We start from the raw sequence: 25,641 nt of genomic DNA, 5'->3' as shown, positions 1-25,641 counted from the left end.
GATGGCGGCAGCCCTGTCGAAAGCGTCAGCAAGCGTTTCTTCGGGATGTAACACTGATGCCATTCGGCAGGGATCGCGGTATCGAGCCGATGGCAAAAATCGACATCGCCTCTTGACCGCGACGAATTCCCTGTCCATGTCGAAAGGCCGGGGAGGTAAAATACCCGGTCTCTCCCGCGCCTTTTTCCGGCGCGACCTCTTATTCAGAGAATTATGATGAACGTTGTAGTGGTGGAATCGCCTGCCAAGGCCAAGACAATCAACAAATATCTGGGACCCGGATATACGGTTCTTGCCTCCTTTGGCCACGTGCGAGACCTGCCCGCCAAGGATGGCTCGGTCCTACCCGATCAGGACTTCGAGATGCTGTGGGAAGTCGACCCCGCCTCGCAAAAGCGCATGAAGGATATTGCCGATGCGGTGAAATCCTCCGACGGCCTGTTTCTCGCGACCGACCCGGATCGCGAGGGTGAAGCGATCTCCTGGCATGTGCTCGATCTTCTCAACAAGAAGCGCGTTATCAACGGCAAGCCCGTCAAACGCGTCGTCTTCAACGCCATCACCAAGAAGGCCGTGCTCGACGCGATGGCCGACCCGCGCGACATCGACGTGCCGCTGGTCGACGCCTATCTCGCTCGCCGCGCGCTCGACTATCTCGTCGGCTTCAACCTGTCGCCTGTGCTCTGGCGCAAGCTGCCGGGTGCCCGCTCGGCCGGCCGCGTTCAGTCAGTGGCCCTGCGTCTCGTCTGCGACCGCGAAACCGAGATCGAGCGCTTCATCTCGGAAGAATACTGGAACCTCTCGGCGATCCTGAAGACGCCGCGCGGCGACGAATTCGAAGCCAGACTGGTGGCCGCAAACGGCAAGCGCCTGCAGCCGCGTTCGATCGGCAATGGCGAAGAGGCCGGCAATCTGAAGGCGCTCCTGGAAGGCGCCTCCTATGTCGTCGACAGCGTGGAGGCAAAGCCGGTCAAGCGCAATCCGAGCCCACCCTTCACTACTTCCACCCTGCAGCAGGCCGCTTCCTCGAAGCTCGGCTTCTCGGCTTCGCGCACCATGCAGGTGGCGCAGAAGCTCTATGAAGGTGTCGATATCGGCGGCGAGACCGTCGGTCTCATTACCTATATGCGTACGGACGGCGTGCAGATGGCGCCGGAAGCGATCGATGCAGCACGCGTTGCGATCGCCGATCAGTTCGGCAACCGCTACCTGCCGGAAAAGGCGCGCTTCTACTCGACCAAGGCGAAGAACGCCCAGGAAGCGCACGAAGCAATCCGCCCGACCGATTTCGATCGGACGCCCGACCGCGTCCGCAAATACCTCGATGCCGACCAACTGCGGCTCTACGACCTCGTCTGGAAGCGCGGTATCGCCAGCCAGATGGCCTCCGCCGAGATCGAGCGCACAACCGTCGAGATCCTTGCCGACAATGGCGGCCAGAAGGCTGGCCTGCGCGCGGTCGGCTCGGTGATCCGTTTCGACGGTTTCATTGCCGCCTATACCGACCAGAAAGAAGACGGCGAGCAGAGCGACGATGCCGACGACGAAGATGGCCGCCTGCCGGAGATCAATGCGCGCGAAAACCTCGCCAAGCAGAAGATCAACTCGACGCAGCACTTCACCGAACCGCCGCCGCGTTATTCGGAAGCGTCGCTGATCAAGAAGATGGAAGAGCTCGGCATCGGCCGCCCGTCGACCTATGCGGCGACGCTGGCGACGCTGCGCGACCGCGACTATGTGACGATCGACAAGCGCAAGCTGGTGCCGCAAGCCAAGGGTCGGCTGGTGACCGCCTTCCTCGAAAGCTTCTTCACTAAATACGTCGAGTATGACTTCACCGCCGATCTCGAGGAAAAACTCGACCGCATCTCGGCCGGCGAGTTGAACTGGAAGGACGTGTTGCGCGACTTCTGGCGCGACTTCTTCGCCCAAATCGAGGACACCAAGGAGTTGCGCGTCACCAATGTGCTCGACGCGCTGAACGAGGCGCTTGCGCCGCTGGTCTTCCCAAAGCGCGAAGACGGCAGCGATCCGCGCATCTGCCAGGTCTGCGGCACGGGCAACCTGTCGCTGAAGCTTGGTAAATACGGCGCCTTCGTTGGCTGCTCCAACTATCCGGAATGCAACTATACGCGCCAGCTTTCCTCGGAAGGCGGTACGGAAGCGGAAGCCTCGGGGCTGAATGAACCGAAGGCGCTCGGCACCGATCCGGTGACCAACGAGGAGCTGACCCTACGCTCCGGCCGTTTCGGACCCTATATCCAGCGCGGCGACGGCAAGGAAGCCAAGCGCGCCTCCCTACCGAAGGGCTGGAAGCCGGAAGATATCGACTATGAAAAGGCCATGGCGCTGATCTCGCTTCCCCGCGATATCGGCAAGCACCCCGAGAGCGGCAAGATGATCTCGTCCGGCATCGGCCGGTACGGGCCGTTCCTGCTGCATGACGGCAGCTACGCCAATCTCGAGACGGTCGAGGACGTTTTCACCGTCGGCCTCAACCGCGCCGTGACAGTTCTTGCCGAAAAGCAGAGCAAGGCAGGCGGCGGACGCGGCACGCCGGCGGCGTTGAAGGATCTCGGCGCGCATCCCGACGGCGGCGGCTCTATTACCGTTCGCGACGGCAAATACGGACCCTATGTCAACTGGGGCAAGGTCAACGCCACGCTGCCGAAGGGTTCCGATCCGCAGGCCATCACGGTCGAGGAAGCCTTGGCGCTGATCGTTGCCAAGGCCGGCAAGTCCGGCGGCGGGAAGCCTGCCAGGGCACCCGCGAAGGCGAAAACCAAGACGGCAGCGGCCGCAAGCAAGACGACGAAGACCACCGCCAAGCCGAAGGCCAAAGCGGCCACCAAGGCGAAGACAACAAAGAAGAGTGCAGAGTGAGCAGAGAACCACGCGGCAGGAATTCATCGCCGGAGCACCGCTCCGGCAAGGTTGGCCGCGTGAAGAAAAACAGCGGCGACGCGGAGCCGATGGCGGCGATCATCCATGGCGTCCTGCCGCCGCGCGAAGTTCTCCTGCGCTTCATCGCCGATCATCCGCAGCAGGCGTCCAAGCGCGAACTCGCCAAGGCCTTCGGGCTGAAGGGCGAGGCCCGCATCGAACTCAAGAGCCTCCTGCGCGAGCTTGAACAGGACGGCATGGTGCAGAAGAGCCGCAAGTCGCTCATCCGCCCCGGCGCGCTGCCGCCGATCGCCGTTCTCGACATTACCACGCGCGACAAGGACGGCAGCCTGATTGGCCGACCGACGGAATGGCCGGAAGAAAACGGCGTGGCTCCGGCCGTGATGATCAAGCAATCCTCTTCGCCCGCCGGCCGCAACGGCAAGGGCAAGGCGCCCGTCGCCGGCATGGGCGACCGCATCCTCGCCAAGATCTTCTCAGCCGTCGATCGCGGCGGCCCGGCCTACACCGCGCGCATCATCAAGGTCATAGACAAGCGCCAGGGCGCGTCCATGGGCGTCTTCCGCGAGACGCCGGGCGGCGGCGGGCGGCTGATGCCGATCCAGCGACGCGGCGAGGAAATGGTGATCGATCCGGAGTATACCGGCGACGCCAAGGACGGCGATCTGGTCGAAGTCGAAGTGGCCCGCCTTGGCCGTTTCGGCCTGCCCCGCGCCAAGGTGCTGTCGATCGTCGGCTCCGTCGCCTCGGAAAAGGCGATCTCGATGATCGCCATCTATGCACACGGCATTCCGCACGTCTTCCCGCCAGCCGTCATCGCCGAGGCGGATGCGGCCAAGCCCGCGACGATGTCGCATCGCGAGGACTGGCGCAGCCTGCCGCTGATCACCATCGATCCTGCCGACGCCAAGGACCATGACGACGCCGTCTATGCCGAAATGGATCCTTCGCCCGACAATCCCGACGGCGTCATCGTCACCGTCGCCATCGCCGACGTCTCCTGGTATGTACGCCCCAATTCCCCGCTCGATCGCGAGGCCCTGAAGCGCGGCAATTCGGTCTATTTTCCGGACCGCGTCGTGCCGATGCTGCCCGAGCGCATCTCCAACGATCTCTGCTCCCTCAAGGAAGGTGTCGACCGCCCTGCCCTTGCCGTGCGGATGATCTTTTCCAAGGAAGGCCGCAAGGCCGGCCACACCTTCCATCGCATCATGATGAGGAGTGCCGCCAAGCTGTCCTATCAGCAGGCGCAGGCGGCGATCGACGGTCAGCCGGACGACAAGACCGGACCGATGCTAGAGCCCATCCTGAAGCCGCTCTGGCACGCCTACAGGATCATGCAGCGCGGCCGCGACCGGCGTCAGCCGCTCGAACTCGACATGCCGGAACGCAAGATCCAGCTGAAGCCGGACGGCACGGTCGATCGTGTCATCGTGCCGCCGCGCCTCGACGCGCATAAGCTCATCGAAGAAATGATGATCCAGGCGAACGTGGCCGCCGCCGAGACGCTGGAGAAGAAGAAGCAGACGCTGATCTATCGCATCCATGACGGCCCGACGCTTGCCAAGCAGGAAGTGCTACGCGAATTCCTCGCGACGCTCGACATCTCGCTCGCCAAGGGCGGCAATGTTCGCGCCAACAGCTTCAACGGCATCCTGGCAAAGGCCGAGGGCACGCCGCATCAGACCATGGTCAACGAGATGGTGCTGCGCTCGCAGAGCCAGGCGATCTACAGCCCCGACAATATCGGGCATTTCGGCCTCAACCTGATGAAATACGCGCATTTCACCTCGCCGATCCGCCGCTATGCGGATCTGATCGTGCATCGCGCCCTCGTCGGCTCGCTCGGCCTCGGCGAAGGGGGCATCACGCCGGACGAGGAAGCAGCGCTCGACGATATCGCCGCCGAGATCTCCACCTTCGAGCGCCGCGCCATGGCGGCCGAGCGCGAGACGGTCGACCGGCTGATCGCCCATCATCTTGCCGGGCGCGTCGGCGAGGAATTCGAGGCGCGCGTCGGCGGTGTCACCAAGTCGGGACTTTTTGTCACCCTGCCAGACTATGGCGCCGATGGTTTCATCCCTATATCCACACTCGGCTCCGACTATTTCATCTATGACGAGGCGCATCAGGCGCTGACGGGTGAAAAGACGGGGCTCGGCTTTCGTCTCGGCGACAGCGTAACGGTGCGGCTGGCGGAAGCGATCCCGCTTGCCGGTGCCCTGCGCTTCGAAATGCTGAGCGACGGCCGCGCCATGCCGACAGCGGTGCGCTCGTTCCATAAGGCGACCCGCCGCAACAAGAGCCCGGCGCGCAAGGCACCGGGAACGAGACCACCGCGCGGCCGTCGATAGACGGCGGCTGCCGGCAGGAAGGAAACGTTCATGACGAGCAGCCCGTCCGACTCCACGATCCGCTATGGCGGTCCCGACGAGGCTGAACGACCGCTGGGGCGCTCCATCATACGCGGTTTGCTGAACCGCTGTCCGCGCTGCGGCACGGGCAAGCTCTTCCGTGCCTTCCTGAAACCGGTCGACCGCTGCGCCGCCTGCGGCGAGGAGATATTCCACCAGCGCGCCGACGACCTGCCGCCCTATCTGGTGATCCTGGTGCTCGGCCATGTCGTGGTCGGTGGCTTCATGATGACGGACATGGCCTTTCACCTGCCCGTCTGGGTCCATCTCGCCATCTGGGCGCCGATCACGGTGATCACCGCGCTGGCCATCATCCAACCGATCAAGGGTGGCGTCATCGGCCTGCAATGGGCGCTCCGGATGCATGGCTTCGGCGGTCATGACGACAGCCCGGATGAGTGGGATCAGGGGAACGGGCGCTCTTGACCACCGTATTCGAACGGATATCGCCAGCCTTGTCGGCCGGCCAGCGTCGGCACGTGCCGCTACGCCCTTCAGCCATGATCGGTATCGAATCATCCCATATTGGTGATTCGCGCGAATTGCCCGATCTCCCACGGCTTGACATCGGCGACGTTTCTTGTCTGAACATGCCGGGCGTCGAAAGGATCATTCTGGAGGGTACGACCGATCCCATGAAAGCCGAACCGTCACCTGGATTTGGCCGTGCCGTGCCTTTCTATCCCCCCGCGTCGCGAATGATTCGTTCGCCAAATGCTCTAAGGATCAATTCATGACTGAACCGACGAACGGCAAGGCCGGCCATGTCGAAGAAATTCATTGGCCTTCGCTCGTCGCCGCTATTTCGTCCGTTTCCGCCGTCGGCATTGCCATCGGCCTCGGCCTTCCGCTTCTCAGCATCATCCTGGAAAAACGCGGCATTCCCTCAAGCCTGATCGGGCTGAATACGGCGATGATGGGGGTCGCCGCGATGATAGCGGCCCTGATCACCACCAAGCTCGCCCACCGCTTCGGTGTGGTGCAGACGATGATCTGGGCCGTCGTGCTCTCCGCATTGAGCTCGCTCGGCTTCTATTACGCCGAGAGCCTGGTCCTCTGGTTTCCGCTGCGCCTGATCTTTCACGGCTCGACGACGACCCTGTTCATCCTGTCGGAATTCTGGATCAACGCGGCCTCCCCTCCCTCCAAGCGCGGCTTCGTGCTCGGCATCTACTCCACGGTCTTCTCGCTCGGCTTTGCCGCCGGTCCCCTGCTGTTCTCGCTGGTCGGCAGCGAGGGTCTCATGCCGTTTGCCATCGGCGCCTGCATCATTCTCGCCGCGGCCATCCCGATCTTCATCGCCCGCAACGAGAGCCCGATCGTTGACGAGAAGCCGGAACTGCACTTCGTTCGCTACATCTTCCTGGTGCCGACAGCCACGGCCGCCGTCTTCGTGTTCGGCGCGGTGACGGTCGGCGGCGGATCGTTGTTCACCAGCTATGCGACGCGCCTCGGTTTCAACGAATCACAGGCAGCCCTGCTGCTGACCGTCATGGGCGTCGGCAACTTCATCTTCCAGATCCCGCTTGGGCTACTTGCCGACCGTATGCGCGACAAGCGGCCATTGCTGTCGATCATGGCGACGATCGGGTTCGTCGGCGCGCTTCTGCTGCCCTCGCTGGCCTCGAACTGGATCCTTCTGGCGGTCATCCTGCTGTTCTGGGGCGGCTGCGTCTCCGGCATGTATACGGTGGGCCTCAGCCACTTGGGAACCCGCCTGACGGGCTCTGATCTGGTCGCCGCCAACGCCGCTTTCGTTTTCTGTTACGCGATCGGCATGGTCCTCGGCCCGCCGACCGTCGGCACCGCCATGGATATTGCCAGCCCTAGCGGTTTTGCCTGGGCAATCGCCTTTTTCTTTGGCCTTTATGTCCTGCTTTCGGGGATACGGCTGCTTTTCATGGGCAACAGAGGTTGACTTTTCGGGCGCGATTTGTATTTTCGCGCCAGAATTTGCCGTGGACCTCCGCACTGGCCGTCCACGGCTTTCATTTTTCTTAAAGGCAGGACGACCATGGCCAAGGCTACCACTATCAAGATTAAGCTGCTGTCGACGGCCGACACCGGTTTCTTCTACGTCACGACGAAGAACAGCCGTACGATGACGGACAAGATGACGAAGACGAAGTACGACCCGGTTGCTAAGAAGCACGTCGAGTTCAAGGAAACGAAGATCAAGTAAGTTTCCTAAACTTCTGGTTACAGCAAAAGGCGCAACCGCAAGGTTAGCGCCTTTTTCTTTTTCAGCCTTCTTCCCTGTGCAAAACTTCGCAAAGACACCGCTGATCAGTGAAATCTAAAACTCATCCCACTGATATTTACGAGCAAAGAAAAACGCCGCCTTCCGAAGGAAGAGCGGCGTTTTAAATTGGGGGCCGGCTAGCCTGCAAAACGGCACGAGGAACCGCTTAAAATTGCCTGCCAGCCGACCGACCCCACGACCCAGGAGATGCGGCGGACCTGAGCATCATGGGGTATTCTCAAACCCTTCCGGGCTATCTCTGTACGGGACTAAATTTGCCCGAAATCGAAAGAAAATCAACAAATTCTTAATGATAAAAAATTCTCGTCTGGCCGAATGGTTAAAATTCCCGCGTTTACCCAGTTTCGTCCGTAGAAAAGATAACAATCCCCAAGCGAGTACATCCCAAAAACCAAGAGATAATTAGCGTATACATAGCAAATTCGAACGGGGGATATTTAAGTACAATTTCATACTATGGTGACACGCATATTATGAGTGGTGTCCTCATAGTTTTTCACCGGTTCAATTTCAAAGCCGTCGAGCATATCGTGTGCAATACATTATTGGGCATTGGGTCAGCGCCGGCGACCAAGCATTTCGGTCAGATTATACAGCAATTATAACGTTTATTCTGCGGCGGAAGTGAGTGCGCATATAATTGTGGAATCATGACTTTAAATTTTTGATTGCTGTTCAAAACTCCGAAATGCCCATGAATATTGACGGGGACCTGGAATCGGCAGCGGTATCATTCTGGATCATGCGGCTGCCGCAACGACCCGATTGCGGCCTGCCTTCTTGGCTTCATAAAGCGCAAGGTCGGCCTGCTTCATCAACTGCTCGGGCGTCTCCATGGATTCCAGGCGGGACGAAATGCCGAAAGAGGCGGTGATATTGAGCGCAGCCCCGGTTTCCCGCAATGTGACGGGCGCGGTTTCCACCGCGGCGCGCAGTCGTTCAGCAACGGCGGCGGCAACCTCGGGAGGCGTATCCGGCATCACCACGACGAACTCCTCGCCACCGTAGCGGCAGGCCAGGTCGGCGCCACGCACGGTGGAGCGGATACGAGCGGCAAACTCCTTCAGCACCTCATCGCCGGCGTCATGGCCATAGGTGTCGTTCACCAGCTTGAAACGGTCGATGTCGGTGATCAGGATCGACAGCGGCCGGCCCCGCGCCAGCGAGCGATTAAAGAGAATCTTCAGGTGATTGTCGAGATAGCGCCTGTTGTTGAGGCCCGTGAGCGCGTCGGTGACGGCAAGCTCGATCGTATGCTGCACGCTGGCGCGCAGACGGTCGTTGTAACGCTTGCGGCGAATCTGCGTCAGGCTGCGGGCAACCAGCTCGTTCGGATCCAGCGGCCGGACGATATAGTCGTTAACGCCGAGGTCGAGCGCCCGGACGATCATCTCGTCGGCCCCCTGCTCCGTCACCAGCAGCACCGGCAGGAAACGCGTGCGCTCCAGCGAGCGAAGCTGTGAGCAAAGCCGCAGAGGATCATAGTCTTCGAAATTGGAATTGACGATGACCAGCTCGAACGGCTTTTCCGCGGCCTCGAACAGGGCCGCCTGCGGATCGGAGGTCGCCGTCACCTGGGCGATCGGTTTCAGGGCGCGGATGATGCGCTCCTGGGAATTGGCCCGACCGTCGACCAGGAGGACCTGGCCAGTTTCGTCAACGCGGCCATCCCCCAGGCGCAGCAGATCTTCGATGCCGAAATTGCGGGCCGTCTCGTTGCGCATGCGCAGCTCGTCGCTGAGCGTCTTCAGCCGCAACAGGCTCTTGACGCGCGAGATGAGCTGGAGGTCGTTCACAGGCTTGGTCAGAAAATCGTCGGCACCGGCTTTCAGGCCGCGCACGCGATCGGCGGGTTGATCCAGCGCGGTGACCATGACAACGGGGATATGCGAGGTGCGCGGATCGGATTTCAGCCGCTCGCAGACCTCGAAACCGTCCATACCCGGCATCATGATGTCGAGCAGGACGAGATCGACCTGCGTGCTGTCGCAAATGGCGAGCGCCTTCAAGCCGTCCTCGGCCGTCAGCACCTCGAAATACTCAGCCAGCAGCCGCGCTTCGAGAAGCTTCACATTGGCCGGGATATCGTCAACTACCAGGATGCGCGCGGTCATCGGTCGCTCCCCACGCTCAGGCGTCGCCCAGATAAGTCTTGATGGTCTCGATGAATTTCGGAACGGAGATCGGCTTCGAGACATAGGCTTCGCAGCCGCCCTGACGAATGCGCTCTTCGTCACCCTTCATCGCAAAAGCGGTGACCGCGATTACCGGGATGACATGCAGATCGTCATCCTCCTTCAGCCATTTCGTCACTTCCAGCCCCGAAACTTCGGGAAGCTGGATATCCATGAGGATCAGGTCCGGGCGATGTTTTCGAGCAAGATCAAGCGCTTCCATACCGTTCCGCGTCTGGATCGTCGTGTAGCCGGACGCTTCGATCAGATCGCGAAAGAGCTTCATATTCAGCTCGTTGTCTTCTACAATCATCACTTGCTTAGGCATGGAGAGCTGTCCCTGCATTCGGTATTGCATCCACTTGCTGAAAATATAAGGTCGCGACAAATCGATTCCAAAAATATTTGAATCGGACTTTAGCGGCATTTGGTTGAAAAATAGGTAACTTACCTCTCAAAATGCAAAGTAACTTCAAGAACTCGAAGAAGGCTGCCGCCGACCCGCAAGAGACTGCGATCGCGGTACTTGGCTGGCTCGCCAACGAGCCGGATATGTTCGGTCGTTTCCTGGCCCTGACCGGCGTCGAGCCGGCACAGGTGCGCAATGCCATCAACGAACCGGCCTTTCTCGCGGGCATGCTGGATTTCCTGATGAACCATGAACCGACCTTGCTCGCTTTCTGCGAGGCAAGCGGGACGGCGCCGGAAACCGTTACGGCGGCCGCGGCGCATTTCTCGCCGCCCGGCCTCTCCTCGGGGGAATATTGACCATGGACGCCCCGCTCGAACTGGACATGTCGCATGTCCGCCTGGGAGACCGGCCACTGGTGGTCTGCGACGTCGATGATGTCGTGCTGCATTTTTTCGCGCCTTTCCTGGTCTTTCTTGATGCCGAAGGCCATGAATTCCTGCCGCGTTCCTTCCGGCTGACCGGCAATATCATTTCGAAGGCCAATGGCTCGGCTTTGGAGGAAAAGGACGTCCATCGCCTGATCGAGGCCTTTTTCGAGGCGCAGGAGCAGTGGCAGACGCCTCTGGACCGCGTCGTCGATGCCCTCGGTGACTTTTCCAAGGACGCCGACATCGTTTTCCTCACCGCCATGCCGCCGCAATTCTCGGCCCAGCGCCGCCGCCTTCTCGACAGGCTCGGCCTTGTCTATCCGCTGATTGCCTCGCTGCAGCCGAAGGGGCCGATCCTGCGGACCCTGCATGGCGCCCGCCCCCTTCCCGTCGCCTTCGTAGACGACATGGCGCACAATCTGCATTCGGTTCGCGACCATGTCGAAAGCTGCCTGCTGATCAATCTGAGGCCGGATTCGATCGTACATCGCATGGCCCCGACCGTGGCCGCCGATATTCCCCAGACGAACGACTGGGCTGAGGCGGCGCCATTGATCCACGCCCATATCGCCCGCTAGGCCCAGCCACAGCACCATCAGAGAACAAGGCGCATCAAGGGCCGCCCATCCTTTCGTTTTGCCACTTCGGAAAATCCGGCCGCCTCGAATATCCGCAGCGACCCGACATAGAGGCCAACGGATTTCGACTGTTTCGTCCGTTCGATCGGACAGCCTTCGAGAATGCGCGCGCCGGAGGCCTTGGCGAAATTCACCGCCTCCGACAGCATGCGGTGGCTGTATCCCTTACCGCGATCGCGCGAATTCATGAAGAAGCAGCTCACGGCCCAGACCGAGCCGTCGTCCGCATCGGCCGGATCGAGCGGCCGTGACACGGTTTTCGGGGAATTCCACTGCGGCAGTTCCGAACGCGGACCGACCTGCGCCCAGGCGACCGGGCGTTCGCCGATATAACCGAGAATGCCGGGCGACGGACCGGCAGCGACCCTTGCCCGCATGAACGCCTTCTTGGCATCACCATCCATCGTCTTCCGCTCAGATGTCGGAATACGGAAATGGGTGCACCAGCAACCATAGCAGGCGCCGCTCGGGCCGAAGAGCGTTTCGAAATCACCCCAGCGATCCGACGTCAGGGGCAGCACTTTCAATTCCTCCAACATCGCCTCCTTTGGCGCTTTTCCGCCTTGAGACTCGCGAGCTTAGAACATAAGGTAGCGATGTTCAATTTTTGTTCTCATTTCATGACCAGCGCGCCCGACAAAATTTCCGGTTTTTGCCGCGATTGCTTGAGCGAGCAATTGAGCGAGCGAACGCGCTGCCGTGCCTGCGGCAGCCCGCGCCTTGTCTATCACCGCGAACTCTACGGGTTGACGCTGGCGCATATCGATTGCGACGCCTTCTATGCCTCGATCGAGAAGCGCGACAATCCCGAACTGGCCGACAAGCCGGTCATCATCGGCGGCGGCAAACGTGGCGTCGTATCCACCGCCTGCTATATCGCGCGCATCCATGGCGTGCGCTCCGCCATGCCGATGTTCAAGGCGTTGGAAGCCTGTCCGCAGGCGGTCGTCATCCGCCCGAACATGGAGAAATATGTCCGCGTCGGCCGCGAGGTACGGATGCTGATGCAGGAGCTGACACCGCTGGTGCAACCACTCTCGATTGACGAGGCCTTTCTCGAGCTCGAAGGCACACAGCGCCTGCATCACGACCCACCGGCGCGAATCCTTGCGAAATTCGCCAAACGTATCGAAAGCGAGATCGGCATCACCATCTCGGTCGGCCTTTCCTATTGCAAGTTTCTCGCCAAGGTCGCCTCCGACTTGCAGAAGCCGCGCGGCTTTTCCGTGATCGGCCGAGAGGAGGCTTTGTCGTTTCTGGAGCCGCGTTCGGTGACGACCATCTGGGGCGTCGGCAAGGCCTTTGCCGTGACGCTGGAGCGCGACGGCATCCGTACCATCGGCCAGTTGCAGAGCATGGAGGAAGGCGACCTGATGCGCCGCTATGGCGTCATCGGCCAGCGGCTTTTCCGCCTGTCTCGCGGCGTCGACGACCGCACGGTGCATCCGAACGAGGCTGCAAAAAGCGTGTCGGCGGAAACGACCTTTTTCGAGGATATCTCACGTCATGACGATCTCGTGCCGATCCTGCGCGATCTCTCGGAAAAAGTATCGCGGCGCTTGAAGCGCAGCGATATTGCCGGGCACACCGTCGTGCTGAAGCTGAAAACGGCGGATTTCAAGAGCCGCACCCGCAACCGCCGCCTTGAAGACCCGACCCAGCTTGCCGACCGCATTTTCCGCACCGGGCTGCGATTGCTCGAACATGAGACCGACGGCACAAAATTCCGGCTGATCGGCATCGGCGTCACCGATCTCTGCGACGCCGCCCGCGCCGACCCGCCGGATCTGATCGATGAACAGGCGAGCCGCCGTGCGGCAGCCGAGGCTGCCATGGACAAGCTCAGGGAAAAATTCGGCAACAAGACGGTCGAAACCGGCTACACATTCGGCGGCAAGCGTGGGACGTGAGAAAGGGGCGGCAGCACGTCCGGCTCGTCATCAAAAAGTGCTGCGCGATTGGCGATCGCCTGCTTGTAGTCCGGCCTGATCGCAATCGCCTCGTCATAGCTCGCCAGCGCCTCGTCGGGGCGGCCCAGATGGCGCAAGGCGTTGCCCTTGTTGTTGTGGGCAATCGCGTAGTCCGGCTCCAGAGTAATCGCGCGATCATAGCGAATGACGGCGGCCTCGAAATGCTGGGTCGAGGCAAGGATATTGCCGTAGACGCAATGAGCTGCGGCGGAATCCGGCCGCAGCTCCAGTGCTCGTCTGATCTCCGCTTCCGCTTCCCGCGCCTCGCCGCGCAGCAGCAAAAGCACGCTCAGCCGGTGTATAGCATCGAAATCTCCGGGATTTTCAGCGATCGCGGCGCGGCATTGCGTTTCCGCCTGGACGCGAGCGGCAGATCCCTGGTCACCGGCCGGGGCATCATCGGACCAGATTTTCTGCCAGAGCGAGCGTGACGCCGCGATGTCGCGATAGAGCGCCCCCGCCTCGCGATGCGCAGGCTCGGCGGCAAGAATCTGCCGGCAACCGATCTCGGCATCGGTCGTATCACCAGCGGCATGCAGATCCTTGACGCGGGCAAGCACGAGCGACAGGCAATGCGGATCCAGCCGCTCGCCAAGATTCCATCCCGTCCGCGTGTCGATCCGATAATGCTCGATGCGACGGCTGACAGAGCCGAAAGCATATTTATGCGCATAATTGCCCGCGCCGAGATCGTAGATACGAAAGTCGTTCTCGATTGCCCAGCGGATCGTATGGGCATGCAGTATCAAGCCCGGGGAAAGATCCCGGATCGTCAAGTCGCGCGCGCTCAGGAAACACATCAGGCTTTTCCTGGGGCGGTCGAGAAGGATGGCGGCAGCCGCGATCGGCGTCTCGTCCTGCCACAGGATCGGCAAAAAGAGATCGCCGTCGCGGAGGCTATCCGGCAGAACCGACCGCGCATTGTCGAGGATGTAGCGCGCATGGCCCGGGTTGCGCTGTCCCCATTGCTTCTCCCAGAGGCTCAGCAATCTCACCAGGTCCTCCTCGGCGGTTCCATTGCCGCCATGCGTCACCCGCAGCGCCGTCGAGCCATCCAGCTTGCGCAAGCCAAGGCGGACATTGCGCCTCACCCGTGGGCGCAGTTTTTCGCTGAGGAAGGATTCGAAATCCGCCGGCAGCGTCACATGGAGATGGATCTCCGGGTCGACCCGGTCTGTCGCATTCTGGATCCGTGCCGGATGCCTGACCCTGTCGCCCGTAAAATCCTCGGACGGGAAGTGTTCGAGGAAATGCATGATCCGCTCGGATGATCGGTCGATCCCGTCCAGATGAAGGCTGCGCCAGTGAAAGCTGCGTATATGCTCGGCAAAGGCCGCGGCCGATGCGTCGGCATGGGCGGGATCGCAGAGAATGCCGGTATAGGGCGCGAAGTATGAGCCGCCCATGGCGACGATATTGTAAAAGCCCTTGCCGCGATCGAGGCCGGTGCCGATCTGGATCGGGAGGAAAGCCACATAGGCACCGTCCGCCTCTTCCCTCGCCGCCAGTACGAACCAGGGCAAGGTGCGTGAGGCAAACCAGCTCGATATCCATGTCGAGGACAAAAAGCAGTGCGCTTCCGGGTCGATCTCGTAGATCCGATCCCAGTTGCCTTTCAACGCTTGCAGATCTTCAAGCGTTTCGATCAGGTCCACTTGCATGTCGAACCCCCACCCGGCTCCACATTCTGTAATTTAAGAATTACATAAAACACATCCTGCCGCAATTGCGCACATTGAACGGTCTTTTCCTGGTGAGCCGCCGGAAAAGCATTTCGAACTGATGGCTTGTCTTCAAGTCTTCCTTAAACTTCGAAGTCTAGTCTGCATCAATACGAGTATTGCGTTTTGGTATGTGTATGAAGCCGTGTTTTCTTTTCGGACTTGGCCTGTTGTCGGCCACAGCCCTCGTTCACCCCGCCCTTGCGGCAGACGATGTTCGCACCTTGCAGATCGTCGTGTCGAAAGACCGGCAGTCGCTCGCCGTCTATGATGGCGACAAGGTGGTGGCGACGTCGAAGGTTTCGACCGGCAAGCGCGGCCACACGACACCGAGCGGCATCTTCTCCATTCTGGAGAAGGAGGTGTATCACAAGTCGAATCTCTATTCGAATTCGCCGATGCCCTTCATGCAGCGGCTGACCTGGTCCGGCATCGCACTGCACGAGTCGAGTTCAGTGCCGAATTATCCCGCTTCGCATGGCTGCGTGCGCATGCCCAAGGCCTTTGCCAAGATGCTCTACCAGATGACCGAGCGCGGCGTGCATGTCGTTATTGCCGACCATCCGCTGGTGCCGCAGCCTTTCCAGCACGCCATGCTGTTCCAGCCCGAGGCCGCCCCCGCTTCCGTACTGTTCTCCGATCTCGAGCTGCGCCCGACGACAGCCATATTCATGCCGCAGGCACAGCCGGTGCAGGTCGCCACCAACGACACGGCCGCCTTGCCAGTGCCGCCAGCCGTGCGGACAGCACCGCCGGTCGACCAGGCACCGCTCAGCATCCTTATGACCCGCCGGGGGCTACGCGAAAACGTTCGTGATCTGCAGGGTCTGTTGAACGACCTGGGCTTTGCCACCGGCACCCCGGACGGCCTGCTCGGACCGGCGACCGTACAGGCAATCGGTGACTTCAAGAAGGCGCACGACATCACGGCAACGGGCAGCCTCGTCAGCCCCGCGCTGATGAAGGCGGTCTATGCCGCCGCCGGCAAGGGCGAGCCGCCAAACGGCGCTATCATGGTTCGCCAGAATTTCAAGCCGCTGTTCGAAGCGCCCGCAATCATCGCCGAGCCGCAGGAAGCGCTCGGCACACACTTCTTCACCGCAAATGCGGTCGACAGGATAAACGGCAAGACGGACTGGTTCGGCGTGACGCTGGAAGACGATCTTTCCAAAGATACGAAGAAGCGGCTTGGCATTACCAGCGAGGAGCAGGCGCAATCGTTCGACGCCGCCGATCTCGCGCTGAACCGCATCACTATTCCCGACGACATCAGGCGCAGGATCGGGGATCTGCTGACGGCAGGGTCGTCCCTGACGATTTCCGACACTGGCGTCGGCCCTGAAACCGGCAATGGCACCGATTTCATCACCATCACCAATAGCGGTGCGCTGGGGAAAAAGGGCTAGACCAGCTCCACATCAATCACGCCGGGCGCGGTGCGCAGCGCGGCTGCAATCTCCGGCGTGATACGGTACTTTTCGGGCAGCGCCACCTCGACCTCGCGCTTGCCCTCCTCCTTGATGACGATGAAGGAAACCAGGCCATCTCCGCGCGCGTTGAGGTGGGCAGCCACGGCTTTCAGCGGGCCGGAATCGCGGACATAGACGCGCAGCGCCTTCTGCATCTGCAGCGACTTCTCCTCCAGCGACTGCGCCGTCTGCAGGCGCAGACTGATGCCTTCCGGACGCTCGTCGGCCTGAGCCGTGATGACGAAGGATTTGCCCACTTCGAGTACGTCGCGATATTGATTGAGCACTTCCGAGAACAGCACGGTTTCGAACTGGCCCGAAGCGTCGGAGAAGACGAAGATGCCCATCTTGTTGCCGGTGCGCGTCTTGCGCTCCTGCTTGGAGATGACGGTGCCGGCCAGTCGGCCGTTGCTGGCCCCCTGCTTCACTGCCGCGGAGAAATCGGCAAAGTTCTGCACGCGCATCTTGTCCAACACGCTCTTGTAGGTGTCGAGCGGATGGGCGGTCAGATAAAAGCCGAGAACCTGGAATTCACGCAGCAGCCGCTCCGAGGCGAGCCAAGGCGTGAAAGGCGGGAAGGAGATCTTCTCAGGCCCCGAGGCCGCACTTCCGAACATATCATGCTGACCGCTACGCTTGTTTTCCTGCGCGACCTGCGCGTAGCCCATGATGCGGTCGATCCCGCCGATCAGCTGCGCGCGGTCGATCTCGAAACAATCGAAGGCGCCGGCGGCGATCAGGCTTTCCAGCACACGGCGGTTGATCTGCTTCGGATCGATGCGCAGGCAAAAATCCTCGATGCCGGCAAAAGGCTGATCACCACGGACCTCGACAATATGGTCGACGGCGGATTCACCGACGCCCTTGAGGGCAGCCAGAGCGTAGTAGATGCGGTTCTCACCCGTCTCGAAACGGCGGAATGAGGTCTGGATCGACGGCGCGATGACTTCGATGCCGAGGCGCTTGGCGTCCTGGCGGAAATCGTTGACCTTTTCGGTGTTCGCCATATCGAGTGTCATCGACGCCGCGAGGAACTCCACCGGATAATGCGCCTTCATATAGGCCGTCTGGTAGGAGACGATGGCGTAGGCGGCGGCATGCGACTTGTTGAAGCCGTAATTGGCGAACTTGGCGAGTAGATCAAAAATAACGTCCGATTGCCCCTTCGACACGCCGTTCTTGACGGCGCCATCGACGAAACGCTCGCGCTGCTGGTCCATCTCGGCCTTGATCTTCTTGCCCATGGCGCGGCGCAGAAGATCGGCCTCGCCGAGCGAATAGCCGGAGAGCACCTGGGCGACCTGCATCACCTGCTCCTGGTAGACGATGACGCCTTGCGTCTCCTTCAACAGATAATCGATCATCGGATGGATCGACTCGATCTCTTCCTCGCCATGCTTGCGGGCATTGTAGACCGGGATATTTTCCATCGGACCTGGACGATAGAGCGCCACCAGGGCAATGATGTCCTCAATGCAGTCCGGACGCATGCCGATGAGCGCCTTGCGCATGCCCGCACTTTCCACCTGGAACACGCCGACCGTCTCGCCGCGCGAAAGCATGTCGTAAGTCTTCTTGTCGTCGAGCGGGATGCTGGCGAGATCGATGCTAATGCCGCGCTTGGCGACGAAATCGACGGCCGTCTTCAGGACCGTCAGCGTCTTCAGGCCGAGAAAGTCGAACTTCACCAGGCCGGCCTGCTCCACCCATTTCATGTTGAACTGGGTGACCGGCATGTCGGAGCGCGGATCGCGATACATCGGCACCAGCTTCGACAGAGGCCGATCGCCGATGACGATACCGGCGGCGTGGGTCGAGGCGTGGCGATAGAGGCCCTCGATCTTCTGGGCGATGTCGAGCAGGCGGGCGACAACAGGCTCCTTGTCGGCCTCCTCCTGAAGGCGCGGCTCCTCCTTGATCGCCTGGTGCAGTGGCGTCGGATTGGCGGGGTTGTTCGGCACCAGCTTGCAGATCTTGTCGACCTGGCCATAGGGCATTTCCAGTACGCGGCCGACGTCGCGGAGAGCAGCACGTGCCTGCAACGAACCGAAGGTGATGATCTGCGCCACCTGCTCGCGGCCATACTTGGCCTGCACGTAGCGGATCACCTCTTCACGGCGATCCTGGCAGAAGTCGATATCAAAGTCCGGCATCGACACGCGTGAGGGATTGAGGAAGCGCTCGAACAGCAGCGAGAAGCGCAGCGGATCGACGTCGGTGATGGTCAGCGCATAGGCGACCAGCGACCCCGCGCCCGAACCACGGCCGGGGCCGACCGGGATATCGTGACGCTTCGCCCATTTGATGAAGTCGGCAACGATCAGGAAGTAGCCGGGGAATTTCATGCCCTCGATAACGCTAAGCTCGAATTCCAGACGCTCGCGATAGTCCTTTTCGACATAGCCTGGCGCCATGCCGAGCGAGGCAAGGCGCTGATCGAGACCCTCGACCGCCTGGGCTCGCAGCTCTGCAGATTCGGCGCGATCGGCCTCTTCCTCGTCGGCGGCGGCGCCGGTGAAGCGCGGCAGGATTGGCTTGCGGGTCTTCAGCACGAACGAGCAGCGTCGGGCGATCTCGACGGTGTTTTCCAACGCCTCCGGCAGGTTGGCAAAGAGCTTCGCCATATCGGCACGGCTCTTCAGATAATGATCCGGCGTCAGGCGGAAACGGGTATCGTCGGAAACGATGGCATTGTGGGCGACCGCCATCAGCGCGTCATGGGCATCGTAATCGTCGCGGGTCGGGAAGAAAGCCTCGTTGGTGGCGACCAACGGTAGTTCGTGCTCATAGGCGAGCGCGATCATCTTCTGTTCGTGGCGACGGTCATAGGTGCCGTGACGCTGCAGCTCGACATAGAGCCGGTCGCCGAACAGGCGCTTCAGTGTCAGAAGCCGCGACAGCGCCTGAGGGGCATGCCCCTCCTTCAGCGCCATGTCGACGGGGCCGCCGAGCGACCCCGTCAGCGCGATCATCCCCTCCGTGCCGATCTCTTCCAGCCAGGAGGCTGTGATATGGACGGCCTGATTGCCCTCGCCGCCGAGATAGGCGCGGCTGACAAGGTCGACCAGCCGCTCATAGCCCTGCTCGGTGGCGGCAAGCAAGACGATGGACGGCAGCTTGGCCAAAGCCTGCTGCGGACCGCGCTTCTCGCCCTCGACACCATCCTCCATATCGATCGACACCTGGCAGCCGATAATGGGCTGCAGGCCATCGTCCATCGCCTTCTGGGAGAACTCCAGCGCAACGAAAAGGTTGTTGGTATCAGTGATGGCAATGGCCGGCTGATTGTCGCCGGCCGCCTTGGCAAGGATCTTCTTCAGGGGCAATGCGCCCTCGAGCAGCGAATAGGCGGAATGGACGCGAAGATGCACGAATTCCGGCGTGTCACCGACCGGTGCGCTCGTCGCGTCGCTGCTCGTCATATCCGCCACTTTATGCCCTTCCGCATGCCCAAATGAATCGGCTGCATTGTCGGCATAGCGGACGGTAAAGTCCAGAAGCAGTCCTCATGATTCACGGGTGCATCGCAACACCCGTGGGGATAAGATTCACATCGCCATCATGATCAGGGAAAAGCTGGCGACGAACATCACGATGGAGGTGAATGCTGCAACGTCTCGAATGATATCGGTCATTTACGCGCTCCTTACTCGTTATGTTTCTTATTTGTTCTATTTTTGTTCGAGAGTCAATAGGGCCATCAATAAATTTCATCGTCGACGTTCTCCTGCGTGTCGATGGACGGAAGAACCAGCCGCAGCTAAGGAGAGAGATGAACGGGGAGATCACCATGAAGCCGCTTGTTGTCGCAGCCCTCATTTCCTTTTCCGCTACCGCGGCAGCCGCCGCCGAAACCACCATTGCGCCCGAGCGCATCATCGATGCCGCGATCGGTGACTGGAACAAGGACGGCAAACCGGATCTCGCCCTACTGGTGGCGCCGGCGCCTGATGATCAGGCGGACGATTCCATCGGCATCTACATCTATCTGCGCGACGATGAGCATTCCTTGCTGAGGCTTGCGGCGGCAGCACCGAACAAGGTTTGGGGCAGCACGGAACCCGACGGCGTCTTTGGCCAGGAACCCTCGATCAAGGCGCTGCCGAACGGCTCGATCGCCGTCACCTCTCAGAACGATGCCATCGGACGGGACCGCTGGGAACAGACACTCACGCTCGCCTTCCGCAACAATGCCTTCGTCGTCGCCGGTTACACCTATGATTATCGCGACACACTGAACCCCGATGGCGGCTATAGCTGCGATTTCAATGTCCTGACCGGCAAGGCGACAAAAGGCGGCAAGGACCTCAAGACCGAGGGCAAGACCATCAAGATCGGGGACTGGGAGGACGATTTCGGCCAGAAGGGTTGCGGCGCAAGCGAGTAATAATTTTCCATTTGTTCACTATATGTTCTTTACAACTCATAGCCCGCGTGACATGCTGAGCGCCCACCATGAATGGAGAGAACCGTGCCGGATCTTGCCGAGCTGAATGATTTCATTGTCACGGCGAAGGCCGAAACCTATGTCGGCGATGGCGAGAGATTGCCGTCCTGTCGCAGCGGATCGCATGATATCGGCTATGCCGGCGGCCGCTGGCGCTACCTCGACAGCTATTTCGGCGGCACGGATTTCGCCGGCCAGGAACTGGTCTGGCTCGATGACCAACCGGTCTGGGCGATGAATTATTTCGGACATATCGTCGAGCCCGATCTGATCGACGGCACGATGGCGGGAATGATCATCAAGGCGTCGCTGCTGCGTCTTTACCTCGATGAGAAGCGCTTCCTCGGCGGCTTCGAATTCGACCATCCGCTCGGCCGCTATGTCGACCGCAGCACCGGCGGCTGTAACCACTTCAGCGGCCACGAAGTCATCCTGGTGAACGAGCGCAAAGCTTACGAACTCGACTATCGCGGCGGTCTGATCGTCCCCTAAATGATGATCAGAACTCCACGACCTTGCCGTCGTTGATGGTAACGCGGCGGTCCATGCGAGCCGCAAGGTCGTGATTATGCGTGGCGATCAGCGCCGCAAGACCTGACTGCCGCACCAGCGCTTCGAGTGCATCGAAGACGTAATGCGCGGTCTCGGGATCGAGGTTGCCGGTCGGCTCGTCGGCCAACAATACCAGCGGCGCATTGGCGACGGCACGGGCGATGGCGACGCGCTGCTGTTCGCCGCCGGAGAGCTCGGCCGGGCGATGATCGGCGCGGTGGCCGATGCGCATGTAATCGAGAAGCTGGGCGGCGCGGACGCTCGCCTCCTTCCGCGACAGGCCGGAAATCAGCTGCGGCATCATGATGTTTTCAAGCGCCGAGAACTCGGGCAGCAAATGATGGAACTGATAGACGAAACCGATCTCGCTGCGGCGAACGGCCGTGCGCTTTTCATCGGACAGTCCTTCGCAGGCATGGCCGTTGATCGTCACCTCGCCGGCATCGGGATGTTCCAGCAGGCCGGCGACATGCAGGAGCGTCGACTTGCCTGTCCCCGACGGCGCGACCAGGGCGACGATCTCGCCGCTATGCAGGGCGAAATCGGCGCTCTTCAGGATCGACAGCCGGGTATCGCCCTGCCCGTAATGACGCTCCACGCCCGAAAGCTGGAGAACGACGTTGCGCTTTATCAAATGTGGAATTCCTTATTCGTACCGTAGCGCCTGCACCGGATCGAGCCGCGAGGCACGCCAGGCCGGGAAGATCGTGGCGAGGAAGGACAGCGTCAATGCCATCACGACCACGGAAATGGTCTCGCTCAGATTCATTTGCGCCGGCAGCTTGCTGAGGAAATAGACCTCGGGATTGAAGATCACCGTGCCCGATATCCAGGAGAAGAACTGGCGGATCGATTCGATGTTGAGGCAGACGAGAACGCCAAGCGCGACGCCGGCGAGAGTGCCGACAACGCCGATCGCGGCGCCTGTCATGAAGAAGATGCGCATGATCGCCCCCGATGTCGCGCCCATGGTGCGCAGGATGGCGATATCGCTTCCCTTGTCCTTCACCAGCATGATCAGACCGGAGATGATGTTCAGTGCCGCGACGATGACGATCAAAGTCAGGATCATGAACATGGTGTTGCGTTCGACCTGAAGCGCCGAGAAGAAGGTGGCGTTGACCTGCCGCCAATCGGTCAGGAAGATTTGCCGCCCGGCCACCGCCTCGATCTTCGGCCTTAGCTCGTCGACGTCATCCGGATTGCTGACGAAGAGCTCGATCTTCTCGACGATCCCTTCCGCGTTGAAAAACAGCTGCGCCTCCTCAAGCGGCATGAAGACCACGGAGGAATCATATTCCGACATGCCCACTTCGAAGATACCGGAGATGGTATAGGCCTTGACGCGCGGATTGACCCCGAACGGCGTCACATCGCCGTCGGGCGCGGTGAGCGTGATCTGATCGCCGACTGTGAGGCCGAGTTGCCGTGCCAGCCGCGAGCCGACCATGACGCCCTGACCGGCGGCAAAGCCGACCATGTCACCCTCGACGACGTGGTCCGAAACCGTCTTGAGCTTGGTCAGGTCTTCGGAGCGGATGCCACGGACGAGCGCGCCCGTGCCGGAGCCGCCGCGACCGGAGGCCAGCGTCTCGCCCTCGACCAGCGGCAGAGCCATGGTGACGCCGGGAACGGTCATGAATTTCTGCGCCAGCGAGGCATAATCATTCAGCGGCGAATCGATAGGCTGGACAACGACATGACCATTGAAGCCGAGAATTTGCTTGAAAAGCTCGGCGCGAAAGCCGTTCATCACCGCCATGACGATAATCAGCGCCGCGACGCCAAGCATGATGCCGACCAGCGAGAAGCCGGCAATCACCGAAATCGATGCCTCCTTGCGCCGCGAGCGCAGATAGCGCCAGGCGACAAGCCGCTCGAAACCGGAGAATGGACGCGATGACGGACTAGTCGTGATAGACTTTTCCTGCTGCTCGGCTGCCGCGGTTACCGCCATTCGCTTCTCATCCTATTGCTGTATCAGCCTGCCAGTTTATTGATCGCCGCTTCGACGGTCATCGTCTCGCGGGCGTCCGTCTTGCGGTCCTTGACTTCCACTTCGCCGCCCGCGATCGAACGCGGCCCGACGATGATCTGCACGGGCACACCGATCAGATCGGCGGTCGCGAACTTCGTTCCGGCGCGATCGTCCCGATCGTCGAGCAGGACATCCTTGCCGGCCTTGGAGAGTGCCGCGTAGATCGTCTCGCAAGCGGTGTCGCAGGCCTGATCACCGGACTTCATGTTGATCACGACGACATCAAAGGGCGCGACCGAGGCCGGCCAGATGATTCCGTTCTCGTCATGCGATGCTTCGATGATGGCGGGAACAAGGCGTGTCGGGCCAATACCGTAAGATCCCATGTGGACGGCATGCTCCTTGCCGTCGGGACCCTGCACTTTCGCGCCCATCGGCTCGGAATATTTCGTACCGAAATAGAAGATATGGCCGACTTCGATGCCGCGGGCCGACAGGCGTTCACCTTCGGGGATAGCGTTGAAGGCCGCCTCGTCGTGCATTTCGGAGGTTGCCGCGTAAAGCGACGTCCACTTGTCGAAGATGCCCTTCAGGCCGGCGGCATCATCAAAATTCGTGTCTTCCGGGGGAATGTCGAAATTGACGAAATCCTTGTGGCAGAAGACTTCGGATTCGCCGGTATCGGCGAGGATGATGAACTCATGGCTGAGGTCGCCGCCGATCGGGCCGGTATCGGCACGCATCGGAATTGCCCTCAGACCAAGACGATCGAAGGTGCGCAGATAGGCCGCGAACATCTTGTTATAGGCAATCACGGCGCCTTCCTGCGTCAGATCGAAGGAATAGGCATCTTTCATCATGAACTCGCGCGAGCGCATGGTGCCGAAGCGCGGACGGATCTCGTCGCGGAACTTCAGCTGGATGTGGTAGAGGTTCAGCGGCAGGTCCTTGTAGGACTTGACGGAGGACCGGAAGATGTCGGTGATCATTTCCTCGTTGGTCGGGCCGTAGAGCATGGGCCGCTCCTGGCGATCCTTGATGCGCAGCATCTCCTTGCCATAGGCGTCGTAACGACCGCTTTCCTGCCAGAGCTCGGCCGACTGCAAGGTCGGCATCGACAGCTCGATGGCGCCGGAACGGTTCTGTTCCTCGCGGATGATCTTGTTGACTTTGTCGAGAACGCGCTTACCCAATGGCAACCAGGAATAGATGCCTTGCGACTGCTGGCGGATCATCCCGGCACGCAGCATCAGCCGGTGGGAGACGATTTCCGCCTCCTTGGGATTTTCCTTCAGAATGGGCAGGAAGTAACGAGACAGGCGCATGGGTCGATTCCAGATGGTTTGACGTTCCGCGTCCGGCGGAATCGTTAAAAAATTGACTGCTGGAGGCAGTTCATAACTGCTTCGGGGCAGGAAGGAAACCCGCATTTGCGCGGCGCGAATCCGGCGTGCGCCCGCAGATACCGAGCGCCATCAACCATTTCCGCGAATTCGAAAAAATGCATGTTTATAAGGATTTGTGGCGAGAAACTGTCAACAGAAAAATTCTGCGCAAGTGTAGCAAAAAAGCAAAAAAACAGATGACAAAGCTCATTCTTTGAGCTAATTTTAGCCCACAAAAGAGGCAGGAAGGCTAAATTCTTGTCGTTTCGCGGTCAAGTCTTGGGAGGATCAGATCTTAGGCGCGCTCGTCGCTGCCCCGGCAACGGATAAGGATCACGCGATACTTAAAAACAAGGCTTATGGCCTTGTTTTTTTTTGCTTTCCCGCTTCAAGCAGCCACCCGGTTTTCTCAAAAATCAGGCTTTGAAACACCCTTCAACCCTAGCCAAACGGCATAGCGGGGCGGACATTGTTGCGCAGCCTCTTTGCCTCAACCCCATGACGGAGGTGTGACAGTTTCCGGGCTATTCGGTGACATATAGTTTCCGGCTGATATCTGAACGAATTTCCGGCGACGGGCTTCAGCCGTCGTAGCGCGGGATGATCGGCGGAATAGAGTTGAAGCCGAAGCCGAAATAATGGGCGCTGACATACCATGCGCCGTAGATCACGGCGGAGACCAGGGTTGTGATCAGCACTACTCGAAAACCCCGAAACTTCGTCGGCGCGCTCTCGACCGTGCCGAGGATGACATGATTGTCCTCGGCTTGCGTGCGCAGACCAAACGGCAGGACGGCGAAAAGCGTGATCCACCAGACAACGAAATAGACGGCGCAAGTCGAGAAAATCTGCTGGGCCATATGCTCCCTCAAGACAGGCCAAATCG

Annotated in this window: 21 protein-coding genes; 12 read left to right on the top strand and 9 right to left on the bottom strand. The window is 60.4% G+C overall.

Annotated features, from left to right (window positions below; translation table 11 throughout):
- The first annotated feature begins 216 nt into the window (after positions 1 to 216).
- From topA to rpmG, 6 genes are all read left to right on the top strand, one after another.
- Positions 217 to 2,883, top strand: coding sequence for a type I DNA topoisomerase (gene topA / locus AB6803_RS14205; protein WP_371109529.1), 2,667 nt, complete (start codon positions 217 to 219; stop codon positions 2,881 to 2,883).
- Positions 2,880 to 5,258 carry a ribonuclease R gene (rnr, locus tag AB6803_RS14200; RefSeq protein WP_371109477.1) on the top strand — a complete coding sequence of 793 codons (2,379 nt, stop codon included), beginning with the start codon at positions 2,880 to 2,882 and terminating at the stop codon, positions 5,256 to 5,258. The genes topA and rnr overlap by 4 nt, the downstream gene beginning before the upstream one ends.
- A gap of 30 nt (positions 5,259 to 5,288) precedes the next feature.
- The gene (locus tag AB6803_RS14195; protein WP_371109476.1) at positions 5,289 to 5,744 is read left to right on the top strand and encodes a DUF983 domain-containing protein; all 456 of its coding nucleotides are present in this window, start codon (positions 5,289 to 5,291) and stop codon (positions 5,742 to 5,744) included.
- Complete coding sequence (locus tag AB6803_RS14190) at positions 5,741 to 6,055, top strand: hypothetical protein (RefSeq protein WP_371109475.1); 315 nt, start codon at positions 5,741 to 5,743, stop codon at positions 6,053 to 6,055. Before AB6803_RS14195 ends, AB6803_RS14190 begins: the two co-directional genes overlap by 4 nt.
- Complete coding sequence (locus AB6803_RS14185) at positions 6,052 to 7,236, top strand: MFS transporter (protein WP_371109474.1); 1,185 nt, start codon at positions 6,052 to 6,054, stop codon at positions 7,234 to 7,236. Before AB6803_RS14190 ends, AB6803_RS14185 begins: the two co-directional genes overlap by 4 nt.
- Positions 7,237 to 7,332: 96 nt before the next feature.
- The gene (gene rpmG, locus AB6803_RS14180) at positions 7,333 to 7,500 is read left to right on the top strand and encodes a 50S ribosomal protein L33 (RefSeq protein ID WP_003547442.1); all 168 of its coding nucleotides are present in this window, start codon (positions 7,333 to 7,335) and stop codon (positions 7,498 to 7,500) included.
- Positions 7,501 to 8,321: 821 nt separating this feature from the next.
- On the opposite strand, the gene AB6803_RS14175 is transcribed toward rpmG, so the two are convergent.
- Positions 8,322 to 9,695: a PleD family two-component system response regulator gene (locus tag AB6803_RS14175; protein ID WP_371109473.1), complete on the bottom strand. Its 1,374-nt coding sequence runs from the start codon at positions 9,693 to 9,695 to the stop codon at positions 8,322 to 8,324.
- 16 nt (positions 9,696 to 9,711) lie between these two features.
- On the bottom strand, positions 9,712 to 10,083 hold the full coding sequence (locus tag AB6803_RS14170) for a response regulator (RefSeq protein ID WP_028754034.1): 372 nt from the start codon (positions 10,081 to 10,083) through the stop codon (positions 9,712 to 9,714).
- 131 nt (positions 10,084 to 10,214) lie between these two features.
- On the opposite strand from AB6803_RS14170, the gene AB6803_RS14165 reads away from it, so the two are divergent.
- Both AB6803_RS14165 and AB6803_RS14160 read left to right on the top strand, forming a co-directional pair.
- Positions 10,215 to 10,523, top strand: a complete 309-nt coding sequence (locus AB6803_RS14165; protein WP_371109472.1) for a DUF3572 domain-containing protein — start codon at positions 10,215 to 10,217, stop codon at positions 10,521 to 10,523.
- A 2-nt stretch (positions 10,524 to 10,525) separates the two neighbouring features.
- Positions 10,526 to 11,173 (top strand): hypothetical protein, encoded by a 648-nt coding sequence (locus AB6803_RS14160; protein WP_371109471.1) that lies wholly within the window; start codon positions 10,526 to 10,528, stop codon positions 11,171 to 11,173.
- A gap of 17 nt (positions 11,174 to 11,190) precedes the next feature.
- Here AB6803_RS14160 and AB6803_RS14155 read toward each other — a convergent pair whose 3' ends face one another.
- Positions 11,191 to 11,772, bottom strand: a complete 582-nt coding sequence (locus AB6803_RS14155; protein WP_371109470.1) for a GNAT family N-acetyltransferase — start codon at positions 11,770 to 11,772, stop codon at positions 11,191 to 11,193.
- Between the two features lie 81 nt (positions 11,773 to 11,853).
- On the opposite strand from AB6803_RS14155, the gene AB6803_RS14150 reads away from it, so the two are divergent.
- A complete protein-coding gene (locus AB6803_RS14150) occupies positions 11,854 to 13,143 on the top strand; it encodes a DNA polymerase IV (RefSeq protein WP_371109469.1) in 1,290 nt (429 codons plus the stop codon).
- On the opposite strand, the gene AB6803_RS14145 is transcribed toward AB6803_RS14150, so the two are convergent.
- A complete protein-coding gene (locus AB6803_RS14145; protein ID WP_371109468.1) occupies positions 13,113 to 14,864 on the bottom strand; it encodes a GNAT family N-acetyltransferase in 1,752 nt (583 codons plus the stop codon). The genes AB6803_RS14150 and AB6803_RS14145 overlap by 31 nt on opposite strands.
- A gap of 197 nt (positions 14,865 to 15,061) precedes the next feature.
- On the opposite strand from AB6803_RS14145, the gene AB6803_RS14140 reads away from it, so the two are divergent.
- Complete coding sequence (locus AB6803_RS14140; RefSeq protein ID WP_371109467.1) at positions 15,062 to 16,330, top strand: L,D-transpeptidase family protein; 1,269 nt, start codon at positions 15,062 to 15,064, stop codon at positions 16,328 to 16,330.
- Here the strand turns inward: AB6803_RS14140 and dnaE are convergent.
- A complete protein-coding gene (gene dnaE, locus AB6803_RS14135) occupies positions 16,327 to 19,815 on the bottom strand; it encodes a DNA polymerase III subunit alpha (protein ID WP_371109466.1) in 3,489 nt (1,162 codons plus the stop codon). The two genes, AB6803_RS14140 and dnaE, sit on opposite strands and share 4 nt — an antisense overlap.
- A gap of 368 nt (positions 19,816 to 20,183) precedes the next feature.
- On the opposite strand from dnaE, the gene AB6803_RS14130 reads away from it, so the two are divergent.
- Together AB6803_RS14130 and AB6803_RS14125 are read left to right on the top strand one after the other, a co-directional pair.
- Positions 20,184 to 20,780, top strand: coding sequence for a hypothetical protein (locus AB6803_RS14130; protein WP_371109465.1), 597 nt, complete (start codon positions 20,184 to 20,186; stop codon positions 20,778 to 20,780).
- Positions 20,781 to 20,864: 84 nt separating this feature from the next.
- A complete protein-coding gene (locus tag AB6803_RS14125) occupies positions 20,865 to 21,332 on the top strand; it encodes a DUF5680 domain-containing protein (RefSeq protein WP_371109464.1) in 468 nt (155 codons plus the stop codon).
- A gap of 7 nt (positions 21,333 to 21,339) precedes the next feature.
- Here AB6803_RS14125 and AB6803_RS14120 read toward each other — a convergent pair whose 3' ends face one another.
- The 4 genes from AB6803_RS14120 to AB6803_RS14105 form a co-directional block, all read right to left on the bottom strand.
- Positions 21,340 to 22,023, bottom strand: coding sequence for an ABC transporter ATP-binding protein (locus tag AB6803_RS14120; RefSeq protein ID WP_007689984.1), 684 nt, complete (start codon positions 22,021 to 22,023; stop codon positions 21,340 to 21,342).
- Between the two features lie 15 nt (positions 22,024 to 22,038).
- A complete protein-coding gene (locus AB6803_RS14115) occupies positions 22,039 to 23,349 on the bottom strand; it encodes a lipoprotein-releasing ABC transporter permease subunit (RefSeq protein ID WP_371109463.1) in 1,311 nt (436 codons plus the stop codon).
- Positions 23,350 to 23,372: 23 nt separating this feature from the next.
- A complete protein-coding gene (gene proS, locus AB6803_RS14110) occupies positions 23,373 to 24,695 on the bottom strand; it encodes a proline--tRNA ligase (protein WP_371109462.1) in 1,323 nt (440 codons plus the stop codon).
- Between the two features lie 641 nt (positions 24,696 to 25,336).
- Positions 25,337 to 25,615, bottom strand: a complete 279-nt coding sequence (locus AB6803_RS14105) for a DUF1467 family protein (RefSeq protein ID WP_371109461.1) — start codon at positions 25,613 to 25,615, stop codon at positions 25,337 to 25,339.
- Between the last annotated feature and the right edge of the window lie 26 nt (positions 25,616 to 25,641).

The organism is Rhizobium sp. RCC_161_2 (genome assembly GCF_041355235.1).
Lineage (GTDB): Bacteria > Pseudomonadota > Alphaproteobacteria > Rhizobiales > Rhizobiaceae > Rhizobium.
This window is presented reverse-complemented; position numbering and strand designations above follow the sequence as displayed.

Excerpts from the sequence above, each read along its gene's own strand:
- rpmG (WP_003547442.1), top strand. The coding sequence starts at position 7,333 with ATGGCCAAGGCTACCACTATCAAGATTAAGCTGCTGTCGACGGCCGAC.
- proS (WP_371109462.1), bottom strand. The coding sequence starts at position 24,695 with ATGCGCCTGTCTCGTTACTTCCTGCCCATTCTGAAGGAAAATCCCAAG.
- AB6803_RS14160 (WP_371109471.1), top strand. The coding sequence starts at position 10,526 with ATGGACGCCCCGCTCGAACTGGACATGTCGCATGTCCGCCTGGGAGAC.
- AB6803_RS14165 (WP_371109472.1), top strand. The coding sequence starts at position 10,215 with ATGCAAAGTAACTTCAAGAACTCGAAGAAGGCTGCCGCCGACCCGCAA.
- AB6803_RS14150 (WP_371109469.1), top strand. The coding sequence starts at position 11,854 with ATGACCAGCGCGCCCGACAAAATTTCCGGTTTTTGCCGCGATTGCTTG.
- AB6803_RS14175 (WP_371109473.1), bottom strand. The coding sequence starts at position 9,695 with ATGACCGCGCGCATCCTGGTAGTTGACGATATCCCGGCCAATGTGAAG.
- dnaE (WP_371109466.1), bottom strand. The coding sequence starts at position 19,815 with ATGACGAGCAGCGACGCGACGAGCGCACCGGTCGGTGACACGCCGGAA.
- AB6803_RS14105 (WP_371109461.1), bottom strand. The coding sequence starts at position 25,615 with ATGGCCCAGCAGATTTTCTCGACTTGCGCCGTCTATTTCGTTGTCTGG.
- AB6803_RS14115 (WP_371109463.1), bottom strand. The coding sequence starts at position 23,349 with ATGGCGGTAACCGCGGCAGCCGAGCAGCAGGAAAAGTCTATCACGACT.
- AB6803_RS14170 (WP_028754034.1), bottom strand. The coding sequence starts at position 10,083 with ATGCCTAAGCAAGTGATGATTGTAGAAGACAACGAGCTGAATATGAAG.
- AB6803_RS14195 (WP_371109476.1), top strand. The coding sequence starts at position 5,289 with ATGACGAGCAGCCCGTCCGACTCCACGATCCGCTATGGCGGTCCCGAC.
- topA (WP_371109529.1), top strand. The coding sequence starts at position 217 with ATGAACGTTGTAGTGGTGGAATCGCCTGCCAAGGCCAAGACAATCAAC.
- AB6803_RS14185 (WP_371109474.1), top strand. The coding sequence starts at position 6,052 with ATGACTGAACCGACGAACGGCAAGGCCGGCCATGTCGAAGAAATTCAT.
- AB6803_RS14140 (WP_371109467.1), top strand. The coding sequence starts at position 15,062 with ATGAAGCCGTGTTTTCTTTTCGGACTTGGCCTGTTGTCGGCCACAGCC.
- AB6803_RS14155 (WP_371109470.1), bottom strand. The coding sequence starts at position 11,772 with ATGTTGGAGGAATTGAAAGTGCTGCCCCTGACGTCGGATCGCTGGGGT.
- AB6803_RS14145 (WP_371109468.1), bottom strand. The coding sequence starts at position 14,864 with ATGCAAGTGGACCTGATCGAAACGCTTGAAGATCTGCAAGCGTTGAAA.
- AB6803_RS14130 (WP_371109465.1), top strand. The coding sequence starts at position 20,184 with ATGAAGCCGCTTGTTGTCGCAGCCCTCATTTCCTTTTCCGCTACCGCG.